The following is a 16,429-nucleotide window of genomic DNA, read 5'->3' as shown; positions in this document are numbered from 1 at the left end:
TTTCAGCGGAACGGGGGTAGCCTTTACCTGATCGTTACTTTTGCTGACCCGCAGTTGAAATCGATCCGCCCCCTGAATCTGTACGCGTCGCGGTTGTGCGGCCAACCTGAGGTAACGAGTTCTTGTCGATAGATCACACCCGAGCCGGTGACGGCGTTGTGTCTGAAGCTGACCGCGACGAATCCGCTCCCACCAACTCTGGTGCGCACCTGACGCGCCGTGAACTGCGAGCTCGCGCCGCCGCTGTCACCCTGGCAGCGGCCGCTATCGCTCCCGACGACAACGCTGTCGCGCCGATCGAGCCCACTGTCGAAACCGATCAGCCCACGCTCTCCCACGCTGGGCGACGCGGCGATGCGCGTCGTGCTCAGAAGGCTCGTCCAGCCGGCACGACCGCCACACCGACGGTTCCCCCCGCGCACACGTTCGATGTCATTGCCGATCCCGATGGTGATGCATTCGCCGAGGCATCGCGAGTCTTCGCTGAGGCCGGGCACACCCAGGTGACGTCGATCATCGAGGAGTCGAGCGCCGCCGACACCACGGTTTCGGACCTTCCGGCTTATCTGCACGTTGCGCCGCGTAAGCGTCGGAACGTTCGCCGCATTGCGACAGCTGGCGCCTCGATCGGTGTTATGGGTGCCGCAGCCGCTCTCGTGGTCGCAATGGCGCTGCCGCCGTCGATCGGGGAAAGCTCGGCTGTCGCCTCGGTGGCCAGCTCCGGCCCGACCACCGCGAAGAGCGATATCCAGGCATTCGTCGCCTCGGGTGATGCGCTCACCGATGATCTGGCGCGCAGCGAGAACTACTCCACGATCTCGGGAGCTGAGCTCGCTCAGGAGAGCGGCATACGCAACTATTCGTCGTCGGTCTTCGTGAACAACGTCTCCGCGCCGATTCAGTGGCCCTTCGCCGTCGGCGTTCCTGTGGGAGACGGTTTTGGCATGCGCGATGGGCGTATGCACGAGGGCGCCGACTTCCAGCCGGGTGACGGATCGCCGGTCCAGGCGATCGCCGACGGCACCGTGCGCATCGCCACCGAGAACGGCGGCGCGTACGGCGTGAACGTCTACATCGACCACGAGATCGATGGCGAGATTGTCACGAGCCACTACGCGCACATGCAGTACGGCTCGCTGCGCGTGAAGGCCGGCGACCAGGTCACCGTGGGCACCGTGCTGGGCCTCACGGGCAACACCGGTCGGTCCTTTGGTGCACACATGCACTTCGAGATCATCATCGACGGAAAGACCATCGATCCGATCGCTTGGCTGCGCTCTCACACGGAGTGAGTGTTCAATCGCCGCCTCGATCATCTGGTACGCTGGATGAGTTGCCCCGGTGAGGGTGACAGCGCCCCGATAGCTCAGTGGCAGAGCACTTCCATGGTAAGGAAGGGGTCGTCAGTTCAATCCTGACTCGGGGCTCAAGGCATGAAAATGCCGTGCGGCAGGGTAGCTCAGTTGGTGAGAGCGCACGACTCATAATCGTGAGGTCGCGGGTTCAAGCCCCGCTCCTGCTACAGAAACCCCCGATCAATCGGGGGTTTTCTTGCGTTCGGGCTCCTGTCGTGTCGCTCAACCCCGCATAAACCCCGCACATTCAACGCGAGCCGAGAACGCCATCCAGTGCGGTAGATGCGCGAGTGCCGCCGACCGTCTTCGACATGTAGACACCCATGGTCAGCGATGGGTCAGCGTGCCCCAGGTACTCGGCAACGTCGCGAGGCGAGAGGCCGGCCTGGTCGAGAGCTGTGGCCACGGTCTTGCGGAAGCTGTGGAACGTGTAGTCCGCGATCCCGAGTCGCTTTCGAGCGTCGGCCCAGTCTCGCGCGGTGTTGCGTGGATCGCGGATGTTGCCGAGCGCGGTCGGGAAGACCAAGTTGTGCGTGTTGGGACCGGTGTGCAGCCGTCGATCGCCCAGGACGCCGATGAGCACGCTCGGAAGCGTGATCGTGCGCGTGCCTGCTTCAGTCTTCGAGTGATCCTGCCGGATGACCCCCTTGCCCTTGGCTCGGACCACGTTGGCGCAGATCGTGACCGTTCCAGCGGCTATGTCCACATCGTCCCACGCGAGGGCGACGGCTTCACTGATGCGGGTTCCAGTTCCCGCCACAAACTCCACGAGATCGATCATGTCTAGTTCGCGCAAGCGCTCGTCCGATCGAACCTTCTCAAGAATCGGCCCCAGTTCGTTCAGGGGGATCGGCGTGGCCCCAGTGGCCTTCTTGGTGATGCGTTCGAGTTCGCGCACGGGGTTCTGTTGGATCGCGTCTGAGCGCGTCGCAAGCCCCATCATGCCGGAGAGCACGGCGCGGGCAGTCTTGGCAGTCCCCGCGCCTTTCTCAACACGTACAGCATCGAGGAACCGTTGCAGCCGGTCAGGCGTCGCTTCCCCGATGGTGATGTCTCCGATGCGGGGCTTAATGACGGTGTCGATGCTGTGGGCGTATGCCTCAACCGTGCGAGGGGCGCGGTCGGCTTTCGACGTAAGGAAACGGTCAGCGAGATCCTGCAGGCGCGTTTCGCGCTTCGTGTCGGACCCGCTGGAGGCCTTTATCGTCGTGAGCGCAGACTTCAGCGCGTGTTCCGCAGCGGCCTTGCTGGTCCCCATTCGCTCTACCTGGCGGAGACGCCCATCATCGAAACGGTGCCGGGAACGGGCGCGCCAGAGCGGGTGTTTCCGCGGTGGGTCATCGATGACGATGAGGCGGCGGCGCGCTCCGGCTTCGCCATCCACGTATGCGACGGCTTGTACAAGAATCGAGCCGTGGCTACTGATCGGGGTTCTGGGGCGAGCCATCTCCACCCCCCAGCACGTTCTCGACCCACACCGCATCGAGAAGAGACCGGGGAACCACGCCTTGGTCTTCAAGCGCCATGTGCTCCTGTACGGTCACGAGCGAGGGCTCAATTGCGGCGAGGATAGCGGCGCGCACCCCATCAATGTCGTCATCGGCTGAGTAGATCGCAAAGCGATCCTGCGAGACGCGCTCCCTTTTCAGGTCCCAATACCTCGACCGGAGCAACCGTGAGTACCATGCCGGAACTTCGCGTCCAGTCGCGGGGGCTCCAGCGTCGCCATCCTTCAAAAGGTTCAGCTGCTCTGGAGCGCCTTCGATGAGGTTGGAGAGGCGGAAAATTGACTGGGCGAACTTCGAAGCGGCCTGCGCAAGTTCAGTGGTGCGCATTCCAATCTGGTCGTAGGCCGCGTACACACGCTCCTGTATCGTGCCGGGTTCTTGCAGCAGGTCTGTGAGATCTACCCCAAGGGCAGTAGCTACCGTCGTCGCCTCGGTAAGACGCAACGAACGCTGGCCCTTCTCAATCCGCGATACGGCCGGCGCGTCTACCTTCATCCCGAGCTGAGCCAGCGCTGACGACAGCTCCTTCTGGCTCATCCCGCGTAGTGTCCGGGCCTTGGCGACGGAGGCACCGAACGACTCATCAACAGTTGTCATGAGAAACATCCTATGCCCAGGAGCGCAACCCGTGCTACGCTTGCTTCTGTCAGCATGCAATGCTGATCAGAACAAGTCTCTAGGAGTAGACGGAATGCAGAATACGACGCTTGAACACCTCCCCGACCTCAGCACACGGAAGGAGATCGCGGAGGTCACGCAGTTTTCCATCCCGACGCTGGCCCGGTGGTCCGTCGAAGGCAAGGGGCCGAGGTCCGTCCGAATCGGCCGAGCAATTCGCTATCGAAAGCAGGATGTTCTCGAATGGCTGGACTCCCTCGCGGGATGACGGGCACAACGTCCCTAGCTCGCCTAACTGGAAACAGTGGCGAGGTCCCTGAAACACTGTCGGGCACGCTTCCGTACGCTGACCCCGTTGGAAACGAGGTCGTGCGGCGCATCCTCGCAAGCGTCCGCGGTCGTGACTTCACGGTTAAGGACGCGACCGGCGCGACTGTCTTCACCGTCAATGCGAAGGCACTACTCGATGTGATCGGCCCTGAGTTTCACTTCACGAAGTCTCAGAGCGGGCGTACGATCCGCGCTCACAAAAATGCCCTGCCGCTGGCTGCAACCGGCGGACAGGGCGAATGAATCCATCAAGCTAACGAAGGAATCAACATGAACGATTCTACGTCCACCACCCTCACCGCGTCCAGCACGGAGCGCTGGATCACACCCAACGGTGACATCCGGGATCTCGACCTGAACCAGCCGGCCAGCGCGCTCGATGTGCTGCGTGAGCACTTCACCGCGGCGGGATGGGTCCGTGAGGAACCGGAGGAGCCGGAGACTACACGCATGAGCGCATCGGTAGTCAGTGAAGCAGCGAACGCATGGCTCGACCTGCACCCTGCCGTGCGTGACCTGATCCCGTCCTGGGCGGAGGTCACAGAGACAGAGTTCGAGGACGACATGCTGTACCTCTCGCCAAGGATCATCCGCGGTGAGGTAGAGGTCGAGGCCGGGATCATCGCCTACCCGGACGGCACCGTGAAGGCGGACAGACCCGTGGTGTTCATGCCCGGTGACACTGCAGGGTGGCACAGCTTGACGCCGAGCGAACTCGTGCAGCGCATTCGTGACCTCGGAGCCAGCCTGACAGAGATCGCGGACCTCATGGATAAGGGGATTCCGTCAGGGGCTGCCGCGGACGAGGAGGTGCATGCATGAGCGAGTACGCTGTCTGCTCCCGCTGCTCCGTAGCCGTCCCGGTCACCGTTGAGGACTACCTGGAGGTCCTGGCGGCATGGCTCATCCGATTCGCGAACGGACGCATCGTGGAACTCCTCTGCGATGTGTGCAAGGACGAACCTGCCGAGCCTCATCCCCTTCTGCGCGGAGGTGGCGCGTGAGTATCGGACGCCTCACCACGTGTGTGGAGATCGATCTTCGACAGCGGGAGGCGGGGCAGGCTCGCCAGGTCATGGCCGCGCTCGACGGGCTGGAGCCTGGTGGGGTCGTGAAGCTGCTCGTCAGCCGCTTCTCTGACCCGTGCGCTCTCTCTCACGTGAACCTCGCTGACGCGTACGTGCAGCTCACTGCCGACACGGTGGGCCACCAAACAGGTCTGGGCGGATCTGCTCAGCAACTGACATGAGCGGGAGGGCGGGGAAGCAACTGACGCTTCCTCGCCCTCCGGTATTCACAAGTACATACAGACGGAGGTCGAATGACCGAAACAAGAACCATGCCCGCCACGGCGTCCGGCAAGGGCTACACGCCGAAGCTGTACACCGACGTGGCAGAGCTGATAGCTCGCGGGCCGATCGAGCCGCCTGCACCGACGTGCGGACTGCGACGAGACGGCGTGGGGTTGATCTACCGAGGGCACGTCAACTCCTTCGTGGGCGACCCTGAGTCGGGTAAGACGCTGCTTGCACAGGCGATCGCGGCCGACGAGATGTTCGTCGGAGGGTCAGTACTACTCGTTGATCTCGACCACAACGGCGCTGAAGCCACGATCTCTCGAATGCTGTCGTTCGGCATTAAGCCCGAAGTGCTTTCCGACCCAGCACGCTTCCGGTACACCGAGCCCGAAGATCCGACAGAGATAGCGGGCATCATCGAAGACGCGAAGATCTGGCAGCCCTCGTTCGTGCTCATCGACTCAGTGGGCGAGCTTCTGCCGATCTACGCGGCCAACTCGAACAACCCGGACGACTTCACGCGGGTGCACGCCGCCGCGATCAAGCCGTTTGCCATGGCCGGCGCATGTGTCGTCATCATCGACCACCTCGCGAAAGGGTTGCAATCGCGCAGCTACGGAGCGACCGGGACCGGTGCGAAGAAGCGGGCAATCTCCGGCACGATGCTTCGCATTACGGTCGATGAGGCGTTCACCCCGGGGGCGGGCGGCAAGTCGGAGATCGTGATACTGAAGGACCGGCACGGTGGACTACGAGCGAACTCCCCACGAGGGAAGGAACCGCTCGCAGCACGCTTCCGGCTCGTTGATCGCGAAGGTGCCCTCACCTGGTATCTCGATGCCCCCGGCGAGAACGAGCAGCCGCGGGTCAGTGGCAACACGGGCGGTGAGGACGTGACAGAACTCGTGAGGATCCTGTCTGAACTGACCCCGCCCCCGGCATCGGTTCGGGACGTGAAAGGCCGGTGTAAGTGGGGGACGGAGAAGGCTTCACTCGCGTGGGCCGCATGGCAGACAGCACGGAGCAACGCCGGGATGGAGGTCGCAGCATGAGCGCGTTCCCCGTTCCTCACACAGGGGGTCAGGAACAGGTACAGGCCAAGGATCGGCGTTCCGGGAACGTTCCCGGAACGGGCGCGTTGGGTGTTCCTCGTTCCCGTCCCCCTATCTCAGGAACAGAGGAACGCATCACGGCACTCGCATCCATCGCCCGCTGCCCGGACTGCTCCAGCGAATCCCGCACCGTCGAGATCGCACCCGGCGTCTACGCGATCCAGGTCTTCCACGACGACACCTGCCCGATACTGCACGCCAAAACGCGCACCTAACAACCATCCACCCACCGCCGAAACAGGGCCGGTCACCATCCACGGTGACCGGCCCTCACCATTCCACCGAGAGGAACCACATGACGATGCTCGGACTCGTCGCCTGCGACAAATGCATGCGCACACTCCCACAGCAATACGACGAACAACGCCTCGATCTCATCGACCGAGCCGAACACACCGGATGGGTCAGCATCCGCCGACACGGGCAATGGTCCAACCTCTGCCCCGACTGCGCCACCCCCGACCGAAAGGACAACTCATGACCAACGAAACCACCATCGAGATCCCCAGCTTCACCCTCAACGGATGCGCGCACTGCAACTCCACCATCACCATCCACTACCCTCGCCCCAACCACGTCACCCTCGATGTGATCCACACCGCGGACTGCCCATCCCCGTCACCGGACGAACTGTCGGTATCCAGCAGCGATGCGGAGGTGGCTTGATGGTGAACCGTAAGCGACTAGGGGAAGCGCCGGAGAAGGCCACTGAGCGTCGGTTGCGTCGGGTGGAGTCCGCTGCACCGATCGGGTACTCATCGGTCACTCGTGGCGGCCTGCGTATCGCATCCGCGCAGGGACTCACCGCTCAGTCTGTGCCCGGTGGCGCACCCGCCATCGACGTGACCGGGCGGCAACGAGTGAGCGGCTTGCTCGACGGAGACGGCACCTTCGACTGGGATGGTCCCGCGTTCTTCCGCGACACGCTGGACGTTTCCGCGGAGACCACGCTTCGATCGCTCGTCACATTGATGGCAGATCTCGTGCTCAGCACCGGGGGCAAGATCACATCCGGGAACGTCGTGATCGACCCGTCAGATTCGGGTGGTGTGATCAAGGTCGGGAACCTGAAGATCGTAGTCACAGGCACAGGTGTGAACCTCAGCGCCCACGGTCACCAGATCGTGTTCAACACATCAGGGATCAGCATCGTCACCGCGGGCGGCAAGAGCATCATTATGCAGAACTCACCCGGTGCATTCCAGTTCGGTGGACTCCCCACGATCCCGCGGGCGAACGCCAACAACGCCACGGTGGGCACTGTCTACTCGGACGGCTCGGGAAACCTCAGCCGAGTAGTCCTGTGAGCTAGGAACCGATGAGCTCCCGGCAGTAGAAGTTCAATGCGCCGGTCACTATCGATCCGGAATCTGCGAAGTACCCGCTTGGTTGCGGTTCTTCGCCTTCAACCAGTCGCAAGTCCCCAGCGGCGGCTCCCGCCCAGATCTGATCACAAGCATCATGCCCCGCTGCAATGAGCTGCTCATCTGTCGCGTTTCGGATGCCGGTATTCGGGACCAGGTCGCCACGCACAAAGGCAAGGTAGTCGGCATCCGCGGTGGCGGCACTGGGCGTCTCAGCTACGAGCGGAGGAACCGTCTCCGTTGCGGTGGAGGCTTCTGTTGTCGGCTCTGCGATGGTGATGGGTGTTGCGTCTGCGGTGCCTGCGTTGGCTTCTGGCTCCGTGCCGCCACTGCATGCGGTGAGTGCGAGGACGAGCGCCCCGACCGCCGTCATGTATCCGAGCTTGTGCATGGCCACAAGCATGCCAGCCGGACGGTTGCCGGGGCGAACCATTCTTCTCCCCCCGGCAACCGTTCGCGGCTACGTCCCCACAGTCGCGATCACATCTGCACAACGCACCACTACCCGCAGAACCCGAACAGCGAACTCCACGAGCTTCAGCACACGCCAACAAACCGATTGACCATTCACGGTCGTTCCTTTCTGACGCCTCCTCGAATGAGGCGTCGAAATGTAGACCGCCTCGCCAACACCAACCGCCCAGACGAGAAGGGAGAGAACACATGACGCGCCGCATCGCGAACGCCGTCATCCTCGACGGCCCCGCGGCAGCAATGCTCAGCCAAGCCGCGAACCTCGACCAGCTACGCATCAACGCCCGAGGCAAATCCGAACGCCTCTACCAACTCCTCATGGACATCCAACTCACCCGCATGGCGTACCTCAGTACCTCAGCCGGACAGAGCCCCGAGGAAACACCGGAAACCCGAAAACCTGAGATAGCGGGATACGTGACCACAAAGACCCTCGCGAAACGCGCAGGAGTGGACCCACACACCATCCGCAACCACATCAACAGCAACCTCCTCCAAGCGCAGAAACACGACCGCGCATGGCTCATCCGAACCGAGGACGCAGAACAGTACCTCGCCGGCAGACGCCCGGCCTGACACGAGAGGTGACCACATGGCCCTTCACGTACGACTCGATGACAACTTCACCATCCGCGAGAACGACTCCCCCGACCTCCTCGACGTGGCATCCAAGATCCTCGTCAACCGGGAGAACGCCAAGCGCACCAACCAGCGGTACGCGAACATCGCCGCTGAGATCGACGCGGACCCCGACCTCAGCGACCGTGGCCGTGCGAACCAGCACGCAGAGAACAACGAGAACAAGAAAGCCGCGATGAAGACCCTCCGCGACCAGGAGACCCAGATCATCCGCGACGCAATCGCCAAGCTCGAAGTCCGACTCGACGGGTTTCGTGGCTTCGGCCCAGAGAACCTGATCGTGTTCCGCGACGCACAAGACCGTGCAGAAGCCATCACCACCGCGGACCGGGCCAACGAAGTCATGACCCGCGCACTCCGCAACAACGACCACACCCTTGCGTCCGCAGTGTTCCGCAAGGCTCACCGCAACAACTGGACCGAAGCAGTCCGAGCATTCCAGGCCGCTCGCCCCTCCGAAGCACAGGTCGCCAACGATCTCGACAAGCTCCGCACCATCCGCGACCAGTTCGGCCGCGGGCTCAACTACTTCGCGTGACGAAAGGACAACACATGACCGACACCACGAACACCACCACCGACGCCCCCGACCCGCTCAGCACCATCGAAGAGTGGAAGGGACACGCACGCAAGTGGGAAGACCGAGCGAAGGAAGCGAACGCACGCCTCGCTGACCTTCAGAACAACAGCACGAGCCACGACGACGGCAGCACCAGCTCCCGCATCACGGACCTCGAAGCACAGCTCGCCCACGCCCAGCACCAGCTCCTCGTCCAGCGCATCCAGCACGCACACGGCCTCTCAGACGAAGACGCACAGGTGCTCCTGACCGGAACCGACGAAGCCACCCTCACCGCCCAGGCAACACGCCTCGCAGGGGTCACCATCAACGGCAACGTCGCGACACGTGAAGGCGACGCCCGCACCACCGGCAAGCCCAAGGACAGCGACGTGCGCGAGTTCGCAGCATCACTCTTCACCGACACACTCTGACCCCCTGGGGGGAGAAGGGTCAGCATCCACCCCGGAAAGACCTCCGGGTTTTGCGCTCATCTCTCCCCGACATTTTTTTCCAAACGGCCCGACCGCAGCACGTCACGTGTTGGTCGGGCCGTTTGGTTTTGAAAGGAGGCTCCATGAGCCGAATCGAATCACTCATCGCAGAGGTGAAGAAGGCCCAGTCAGAAGCTCAGGCGGTTGCCGTTGAGCCGCCCGCGGAGAAGACAGAGTCGGCGCGCATTCGCGGTCTGATCGAGGCGCAACGAAAGGCCGTGAAGGCCGCGGGTACTGAGGTTCCTGTGCTGCTCGGTGGTGAAGAGATCGTGGTTGCGTTCTCAGCGCTCACGGGCGAGGACTGGTGCGACATTGTCGATCACCACCCGCCGCGAGCCAACGTCGTCCGCGATGAGACGGCCGGCTTCAACCGCGCCACCCTTCCGCGCGACTTCCCCACGGACCATGTGCTGGTCGGCGGCGAGGAAGTCAGCTCGGACCTGTGGGTGGAGATGCTTGGCGTCCTGGACGGCAAGGGGCGCGAGCTGATCTCCACGGCTCTGTGGGGAATGCAGGTGCTTGAACCGACGCGCGCACTGGATCGCGCGAGGAAGGAACGAAACGATGGCTGAACGAATCACGAAAGTGCGTCTGACCGCACAAGTCGCGGACTACATCAAGAGCATGGATGAAGCCGCCTCGAAGACCAGTGAAGTCGGTGAGGCGCTGAGCAAGCTCGACGCTCAGAAGAAGGTCTTCGACACGCTCGGGAAGGCCGGCATCGCGGCAGGTGGTGGCATCGCTGCTATCGCAACCATCGCGGTTGCGAAGGCGTCGGACTTCAACCAGGCGATGTCGTTTGTGAAGGCGACGGGTGCGGATGCGGTGGAGAACTTCACCGATCTGCGTCAGGCGGCACTGGATGCGGGCGCTGCGACGGTGTTCTCTGCTACGGAGTCCGCGAACGCTATCGAGGAGATGGCGAAGGCCGGTGTTGACGCGAAGGACATCCTCGGCGGTGGCCTTGACGGTGCCCTCGACCTCGCCGCTGCGGGTGGTCTTGGTGTTGCTGACGCTGCGGGTATCGCGGCGGTCGCGTTGAAGACGTTCAAGCTTGAAGGATCCGACATGGCGCATGTCGCTGACCTTCTCGCCGCGGGTGCGGGCAAGGCGATGGGTGACGTTTCGGACCTGTCACAGGCGCTCGCCCAGGGCGGTCAGGTTGCAGCGGCCACAGGGCTGTCGATCGAGGAGACGACCGCGGCACTGTCTGCGTTCGCGTCTCAGGGTCTCCTGGGCTCGGATGCGGGTACGTCGTTGAAGACGATGCTTCAGCGCCTCACTCCGCAGTCGAAGGAGGCAGCGGACAAGTTCAAGGAACTCGGCATCTCCGCGTATGACGCGAACGGCCAGTTTGTAGGGCTCGCGAACTTCTCCGGCCAGTTGAAGGAGCGGATGAAGGATCTGACCCCGGAGGCGCGTAACGCGGCCATGGCGGTCATGTTCGGGTCTGACGCGGTGCGTGGTGCCAATGTCCTCTACAGCGAGGGCGAGAAGGGCATGCTCGCGTGGATCAAGCGCCTCAACGAGCAGGGGTACGCGACGGAGACTGCCCGGACTCGCCTCGACAATCTGAAGGGTGATTGGGAGGCGTTCACGGGCGCTCTGGACACTGCTTTCATCGTCATGGGTGACGGCGTGGACGGCCCGCTCCGCGAGTTCGTGCAGGGCCTCACGGGTCTCGTGGACGGGTACAACGAGCTGCCTCAGTGGGCGCAGCAGCTCATCCAGGTATCGGGTGCCGCGGTCGGCCTGATCGCGGGCGTCGGTGGAGCGAGCTTGCTCGCGATTCCGAAGATCGTGGAGTTCCGGCAGGCGCTGACGGCGATGAACACGAGCTTCAGCCGCGTCACGCTCGTGGGTGGTGGGATCACCGTCGCACTTGCCGCGGTCGCTGGGGTTGTGCTCAGCCTCGCCAACGCGCAGGCCGAGGGGCGTCAGAAGGCTGAGGACTACATGGCGACGCTGGAGGACGGCACCCGTCGTGTCACCTCCGCGACGCGTGACCAGGTGAAGGCCGCACTCGCCGCCCAGTCTGCCCTGGGCTCCTACGGTGGGAAGTCCGCCTACGACGCCGCCGAGAAGCTCGGTCTCGGGCTGGATCTCGTCACCGAGGCGGCACTGGGCAACGCTGACGCTATCGCTCAGGTGCAGGCCGCGACAGAGGAGTACATGGCGTACTCGGGCAGCAAGAGCCCGCAGCGACGGGAACAGCTTCTCGCCGCTCAGCAGATCCGTGACGGTGTGAAGGGTGAAGCTGACTCCATCGAGGAAGCGAAGCGGATGGCTGAGCAGAAGGCTGCCGCTGACGCCAAGCTCACAGAGGCAACCGGCGAAGCCACCGATGCATCCAAGTCCGCCGCTCAGGCGTACATCGATGAGTCCGACGCGGCGAGTGCGCTCAGCTCGGAACTCAACAACCTGCTCGACACGCTCAACAAGGCGAACGGTGTGGGCCAGGACGCGATCTCGCAGAACATCAAGTATCAGGACGCGCTGCGTGGCGTTGAAGAGCGCATGCAACAGGTACATGACGGGGCTGAGGGGTACGGGTACGGGCTGGACGCGAGCACGGATGCCGGGGCGAGGAACATGGAGATGCTGGTCGATCTGGCGCGCACCTCATGGGATGCGGCGGGCGCTCAGTACCAGCTCGACGGCAGCACTGATGGGCTGCGGCAGCGCATGGAAGAGGGCCGTCAGAAGCTCATCGACTACGCCACCGAACTCACCGGGTCCGCAGAGGAGGCCGCGAAGCTCGCGGATGAGATCTACGGCATCCCGGGTGAGAAGGAGTTCGAGCTGATCGCTCAGACCGAACAGGCCCGGTGGACGCTGGACGACTTCATTGCGAACTACGGCACCCTCGCCGGAGTGATCAACTACCGTGCCACCCTCCCCGACCTGAACGGCGACACGTCAGGTAGCGGACGCATGGGCACCTTCTACGACGGTGGAATCCTTGAAGCGTTCGCTGATGGCGGGTTCCCGTCTGGCGTTTACAAGGGCGTCCAGGGTGGCATTCATAAGTTCGCTGAGGCGGAGATGGGTGTTCCGTGGGAGGCGTACATCTCGGGTCGTCCGTCGTCTCGGGACCGGAACGTGGGTGTGTGGATGGATGCGGGGCAGAAGCTCGGTGTCCTCGGCCCCAGTGGCGAGACCAAGAACGTCTCAGTCAGCCAGACCTTCGTACTCCCGCAAGGCATTACACCCGGAGATGTCGAACGCATCTCCGCTGAACGCGCTGCAACCGCCGTGCGGAGCGCGTAACCCCACGCCCCACGAGAGGCCGCGTTTGAAACGCGGCCTCTCGCTTCACGCCGACCTCGGCAACCACAGCACAACCTACGAAGCAGTAAGGAACAACTCAATGGCTACCAAGCACACCATCAACCTCCGCTCCCCGAAGTCGGACGCAGCAACAACCGCCGCCGCCGAACTCGCAGAACTCGAAGCGAACACAGACGCCATCGCAAGCGCAGCACTCGCAGGCAACCTCAGCGCGGACGGACTCGCGAACCACACGAACAACGTCAACCTCGCCCGACTCCGAGCAGACGCCAGCCGAACAGCCGCGGAAGCCGAACTCAACGCGCTCGCACCCGCAAACACCATCGCAGACGCCATCGCAGAACTCCTCGAAGACCCCGACCTCGCCACCACCGGCCTCACAACAGCAGCCGCAGAACTCGCACAGGCCATCATCCGATTCCGAGCAGAGAACGACCGACGCAACACCGCCATCCACGCATGGGCCAACCGGCTCCGCGCCCTCGGAGTACCCGACACCGGCCTCACCGTGAACCAGGACGACATCACCATCCGCGGCACATCCGAAATCGCCATTGGGGCCGGACGAGTCAGCACCCTCACCCAGCCCGACAACTACATCCGCGGCATCGTACGCGCGAACACCAGTCACCTGAGCGACTGGTTCGCACCCGACAGCATCGAACGCCACGACCAGCGCGACGACACGCACACGGAGCACGCCACCGTGAAGCTCACCCGAGACATCGGCGGGCACCAGGCCGGCGACACGCTCACCACCCGCACGCACTCACGCAGCGTCCTCGCCACGATGATCCGAGACGAGAACGCGGAACTCATCGAAGGCTCCCTCCCCACCGCACCCGAACGCACCACCGCTCAGGTGTTCTGGGCAGCACCCGCGAACGACGAGAGCACGCGCATGAGCAGCATCAGTGAGCAGGCCAACGTGGATGCCGCAGTGACCAGCGCCTTCACCAACGACTGACCGCGCAGCACCACAACCAAGATGGGGAACAGGCTGATGACTCCGGGCCTGTTCCCCGTCAAGGGGGGTGCGGGGTACTCCTCTCTCACCCCACCGGACCGCCGGGGATAGCCACTCAGATTGTGCGTGCGCGAAGGTCCGTTTTTTAGCGCGATCCCAGTCATAGCGCGGATCTTCCACCGCAGGAGACCCCCACGCGGAAGTGTCGCGCCAAGCTATAGCCGGCGAGCAACGGGAGGAAAAGTCAACCCCCCCCTATACTTTTTCCTGGTAGTCTGTAGAGCACAGAGGCCCGCTGTCCGAATAGTCACCCTTCCTGGTGCGCGTGCCCCCGACAAACGGGGCTAGGACGCGGGCCGCCTCTGTTTAGGCGAATCGCCACATGCTCCCTCCGGCGCGCGCCCACGTTCGATGCCGAAACACCTCGAAGTGAGCGGCGTTGTGCTTTTCATCCTCGCGCACGAACCGGTGTATCGCTCCAGCAGTCATGTCTGCGAGTTGGACGGGCAGGCTCTGCGCCGAGTTCGCGAACTCAACTGCGCGTACCGTGCCCGGTGCGTCTCGATTGACGTTTGCCTGGAAGTAACGCCGGTCGGTCATGTTGAATGGACGGGAGTCCTGACCGTCGACAACTACCTTCGCTTGCCGGATAGTGCCGGCGTTGTGGGTCAGCAGCTGCTTAATCGCGTAGCTCTTGAGGTCGCTGGGGTTCTCTCGAAGATGCCGGCTCCAGATTCGCGTCTTGTCGATGACGATCGATCTGACTGAGTAGGTTGCGCGGTCGGTGCACTCGAAGAAGCAGGTGCGGATTCTGTCACGGGTCTTGCTGTACTTGAACTCGCGTCGCATGCGATTTCTCTGCGCGCATTCGCGGATGCAGTCCGCTGCGTGTTCGATGTGAAGCGGTTCCGCAAATACGCACGCGGCCATCACTAAATAGCGAGTCGAGCCACCAGCGAAGTCGAATCCAGGGTCCCCAGAGTCGTCAATGAAGACGTGCATCTGGTCAGGCTATTGGCTTGGAGCGCTCCACGCCAACTGGCGACGAACTGCGTGTGGTGCCGTCCCGTCTGAATGCCCCCCTTCACGATGATGGTCACCATCCGAGGAGGTTTGTGTTTCGCCGTGATGTAGCAGTGCGCGTCGTGCGTCTGACGCCTGCGTGACGGCGGAACCCCTTCACAGCTTCCTGCTGAGTGCGCGCACCTGAGCCCTTTCGTCCGCATGCGCACTGCCACTGAATGAGAGGGTCACCTGACGATCGGTCGGTGATCTCGTTGAGGTCGATGAGTTCGTGCATGGGCGTCAGGATACGCGGAGCCTCAGACATCAGAAGGGCGATGGCTGACTCCCGCCACGACCGGACGTAACATCCTCCCCGGCCGGTGATGATCATGTTGGTCAAAGATGAACGATGACGTGTCATTTGTGGTGAACCTCGATCATTCATGCCTGAGGCATTGGTCATGTTCGCTACCCCGCGTGGACTCAGCAGCTACCGTTGCGCCATGCCGAAGGCACTTGGAATCGCCAATGGCGAGCAGTGGGCGTACAAGACCCGCGTTGCGCGTGGCCCGTTGGCCCCTGTGCTGATCCTGAACGCCAGCCCGCCCTACGAGTCTTCGATCATGGTGCGCCGTCTCGACACGGGTGAACAGTTCTGGACACATCGAGCACGATTGCCCTGCCTGTGGGAGGAACGCGAAGCGTGGTACGAGACGCATCCCCAGTTCCGGGGAGGTACGGAATTCCTTCCATCGCCGCCTGACCAAGACGGCCCCACTCGTGTTCCGATGACGCGTCTCCCAATCACGGACATCGAACGCATCCGAAAGGTGGTCCGTTCTGAGCTAGAGGAGCGCCTGAACATCCCACGCTTAGCGTTGACTATTGCCGAACTCGCCGCAGCGATGGGCGTGTCAGATGACCAGCTCTACAAGCATGTCAGGAATGGAGACCTCACGCCCCGCTACTCGGGAACCAGGATGGTGGTTCCCATGGACGAGGCGATCCGGTTCATCAACGAACTCCCCGACGAAGACCTCGGGCCGCTTTGACGCCCCGATAGACACAGCATTGCTACACCGATTGTTCTAGTCGGGTTAGAACAATCCGTGATCCGATTCGGAATCCGAGCTGTCGCTAGACCTGACCAAATGGCTTCGTGATTGGCGTCGGTCAGGTCTAACGCTAATTCGCCGCAGGTCCGCGTTTCAAACGCAATCTCCGGGGGCTTTCGCTCAGAGTTGAGCACAAGTCATCTGACTCATCCTCGTTCTCCGCAACCGTGACGATCGTCTTCATGCGGGAGAACGACGGACCAGACATACCCACCGCCTCAGCGGCGATATCCCGCGACCTCTGCGCCTGCCCTGTGTTCTCGGGAACACAGGGCTCCGAGTACTGGTTGCGCCCTTCGC

The 16,429-nt window shown here is 62.9% G+C and carries 20 protein-coding genes and 2 tRNA genes; 18 read left to right on the top strand and 4 right to left on the bottom strand.

Annotated features, from left to right (window positions below; genetic code table 11):
• Positions 1–158 precede the first annotated feature (158 nt).
• From ACI3KU_RS08695 to ACI3KU_RS08685, 3 genes are all read left to right on the top strand, one after another.
• Positions 159–1,292 (top strand): M23 family metallopeptidase, encoded by a 1,134-nt coding sequence (locus ACI3KU_RS08695; protein ID WP_404921918.1) that lies wholly within the window; start codon positions 159–161, stop codon positions 1,290–1,292.
• 63 nt (positions 1,293–1,355) lie between these two features.
• Positions 1,356–1,427: transfer RNA gene (locus ACI3KU_RS08690), tRNA-Thr, on the top strand.
• Positions 1,428–1,448: 21 nt separating this feature from the next.
• Positions 1,449–1,522, top strand: a tRNA-Met gene (locus tag ACI3KU_RS08685).
• A gap of 80 nt (positions 1,523–1,602) precedes the next feature.
• On the opposite strand, the gene ACI3KU_RS08680 is transcribed toward ACI3KU_RS08685, so the two are convergent.
• Positions 1,603–2,613 carry a tyrosine-type recombinase/integrase gene (locus ACI3KU_RS08680; protein ID WP_404921917.1) on the bottom strand — a complete coding sequence of 337 codons (1,011 nt, stop codon included), beginning with the start codon at positions 2,611–2,613 and terminating at the stop codon, positions 1,603–1,605.
• A gap of 160 nt (positions 2,614–2,773) precedes the next feature.
• A complete protein-coding gene (locus ACI3KU_RS08675; RefSeq protein ID WP_404921916.1) occupies positions 2,774–3,460 on the bottom strand; it encodes a helix-turn-helix domain-containing protein in 687 nt (228 codons plus the stop codon).
• On the opposite strand from ACI3KU_RS08675, the gene ACI3KU_RS08670 reads away from it, so the two are divergent.
• The 8 genes from ACI3KU_RS08670 (at position 3,459) to ACI3KU_RS08635 (ending at position 7,528) form a co-directional block, all read left to right on the top strand.
• Positions 3,459–3,749 carry a helix-turn-helix transcriptional regulator gene (locus tag ACI3KU_RS08670; RefSeq protein WP_404921915.1) on the top strand — a complete coding sequence of 97 codons (291 nt, stop codon included), beginning with the start codon at positions 3,459–3,461 and terminating at the stop codon, positions 3,747–3,749. The two genes, ACI3KU_RS08675 and ACI3KU_RS08670, sit on opposite strands and share 2 nt — an antisense overlap.
• Before the next feature lie 101 nt (positions 3,750–3,850).
• Positions 3,851–4,054 (top strand): hypothetical protein, encoded by a 204-nt coding sequence (locus ACI3KU_RS08665; protein ID WP_404921914.1) that lies wholly within the window; start codon positions 3,851–3,853, stop codon positions 4,052–4,054.
• Between the two features lie 27 nt (positions 4,055–4,081).
• A complete protein-coding gene (locus ACI3KU_RS08660) occupies positions 4,082–4,633 on the top strand; it encodes a hypothetical protein (RefSeq protein ID WP_404921913.1) in 552 nt (183 codons plus the stop codon).
• A complete protein-coding gene (locus tag ACI3KU_RS08655; RefSeq protein ID WP_404921912.1) occupies positions 4,630–4,815 on the top strand; it encodes a hypothetical protein in 186 nt (61 codons plus the stop codon). The genes ACI3KU_RS08660 and ACI3KU_RS08655 overlap by 4 nt, the downstream gene beginning before the upstream one ends.
• Positions 4,812–5,060: a hypothetical protein gene (locus tag ACI3KU_RS08650; RefSeq protein ID WP_404921911.1), complete on the top strand. Its 249-nt coding sequence runs from the start codon at positions 4,812–4,814 to the stop codon at positions 5,058–5,060. The genes ACI3KU_RS08655 and ACI3KU_RS08650 overlap by 4 nt, the downstream gene beginning before the upstream one ends.
• A 72-nt stretch (positions 5,061–5,132) precedes the next feature.
• Positions 5,133–6,161 carry a hypothetical protein gene (locus tag ACI3KU_RS08645; protein WP_404921910.1) on the top strand — a complete coding sequence of 343 codons (1,029 nt, stop codon included), beginning with the start codon at positions 5,133–5,135 and terminating at the stop codon, positions 6,159–6,161.
• A gap of 537 nt (positions 6,162–6,698) precedes the next feature.
• On the top strand, positions 6,699–6,887 hold the full coding sequence (locus ACI3KU_RS08640) for a hypothetical protein (protein WP_404921909.1): 189 nt from the start codon (positions 6,699–6,701) through the stop codon (positions 6,885–6,887).
• The gene (locus ACI3KU_RS08635) at positions 6,887–7,528 is read left to right on the top strand and encodes a hypothetical protein (RefSeq protein ID WP_404921908.1); all 642 of its coding nucleotides are present in this window, start codon (positions 6,887–6,889) and stop codon (positions 7,526–7,528) included. The genes ACI3KU_RS08640 and ACI3KU_RS08635 overlap by 1 nt, the downstream gene beginning before the upstream one ends.
• Position 7,529: 1 nt before the next feature.
• Here ACI3KU_RS08635 and ACI3KU_RS08630 read toward each other — a convergent pair whose 3' ends face one another.
• Positions 7,530–7,976, bottom strand: a complete 447-nt coding sequence (locus ACI3KU_RS08630; RefSeq protein ID WP_404921907.1) for a DUF732 domain-containing protein — start codon at positions 7,974–7,976, stop codon at positions 7,530–7,532.
• A gap of 272 nt (positions 7,977–8,248) precedes the next feature.
• Here ACI3KU_RS08630 and ACI3KU_RS08625 point away from each other — a divergent pair, with 272 nt between their 5' ends.
• The 6 genes from ACI3KU_RS08625 (at position 8,249) to ACI3KU_RS08600 (ending at position 14,009) form a co-directional block, all read left to right on the top strand.
• Positions 8,249–8,635 carry a helix-turn-helix domain-containing protein gene (locus tag ACI3KU_RS08625; RefSeq protein WP_404921906.1) on the top strand — a complete coding sequence of 129 codons (387 nt, stop codon included), beginning with the start codon at positions 8,249–8,251 and terminating at the stop codon, positions 8,633–8,635.
• A 16-nt stretch (positions 8,636–8,651) separates the two neighbouring features.
• Complete coding sequence (locus tag ACI3KU_RS08620; protein ID WP_404921905.1) at positions 8,652–9,236, top strand: hypothetical protein; 585 nt, start codon at positions 8,652–8,654, stop codon at positions 9,234–9,236.
• A 14-nt stretch (positions 9,237–9,250) separates the two neighbouring features.
• Positions 9,251–9,691: a hypothetical protein gene (locus ACI3KU_RS08615; protein WP_404921904.1), complete on the top strand. Its 441-nt coding sequence runs from the start codon at positions 9,251–9,253 to the stop codon at positions 9,689–9,691.
• A gap of 143 nt (positions 9,692–9,834) precedes the next feature.
• On the top strand, positions 9,835–10,323 hold the full coding sequence (locus ACI3KU_RS08610; protein ID WP_404921903.1) for a hypothetical protein: 489 nt from the start codon (positions 9,835–9,837) through the stop codon (positions 10,321–10,323).
• Positions 10,316–13,021: a phage tail tape measure protein gene (locus ACI3KU_RS08605; RefSeq protein WP_404921902.1), complete on the top strand. Its 2,706-nt coding sequence runs from the start codon at positions 10,316–10,318 to the stop codon at positions 13,019–13,021. Before ACI3KU_RS08610 ends, ACI3KU_RS08605 begins: the two co-directional genes overlap by 8 nt.
• Positions 13,022–13,121: 100 nt before the next feature.
• Positions 13,122–14,009: a hypothetical protein gene (locus tag ACI3KU_RS08600; protein WP_404921901.1), complete on the top strand. Its 888-nt coding sequence runs from the start codon at positions 13,122–13,124 to the stop codon at positions 14,007–14,009.
• A gap of 366 nt (positions 14,010–14,375) precedes the next feature.
• Here the strand turns inward: ACI3KU_RS08600 and ACI3KU_RS08595 are convergent, their stop codons facing one another.
• Positions 14,376–15,011, bottom strand: coding sequence for a DUF3800 domain-containing protein (locus tag ACI3KU_RS08595; RefSeq protein WP_404921900.1), 636 nt, complete (start codon positions 15,009–15,011; stop codon positions 14,376–14,378).
• A 506-nt stretch (positions 15,012–15,517) separates the two neighbouring features.
• Between ACI3KU_RS08595 and ACI3KU_RS08590 the strand changes: the two genes are divergently transcribed.
• Positions 15,518–16,066, top strand: a complete 549-nt coding sequence (locus ACI3KU_RS08590; protein WP_404921899.1) for a helix-turn-helix domain-containing protein — start codon at positions 15,518–15,520, stop codon at positions 16,064–16,066.
• Positions 16,067–16,429: the final 363 nt, after the last annotated feature.

The sequence above is a fragment of the Microbacterium sp. ZW T5_56 genome (assembly GCF_044987425.1).
Taxonomy (GTDB): Bacteria; Actinomycetota; Actinomycetes; order Actinomycetales; family Microbacteriaceae; genus Microbacterium.
Note: the sequence above shows the minus strand (reverse complement) of the source record. Positions and strands in the feature narration are given on the sequence as shown.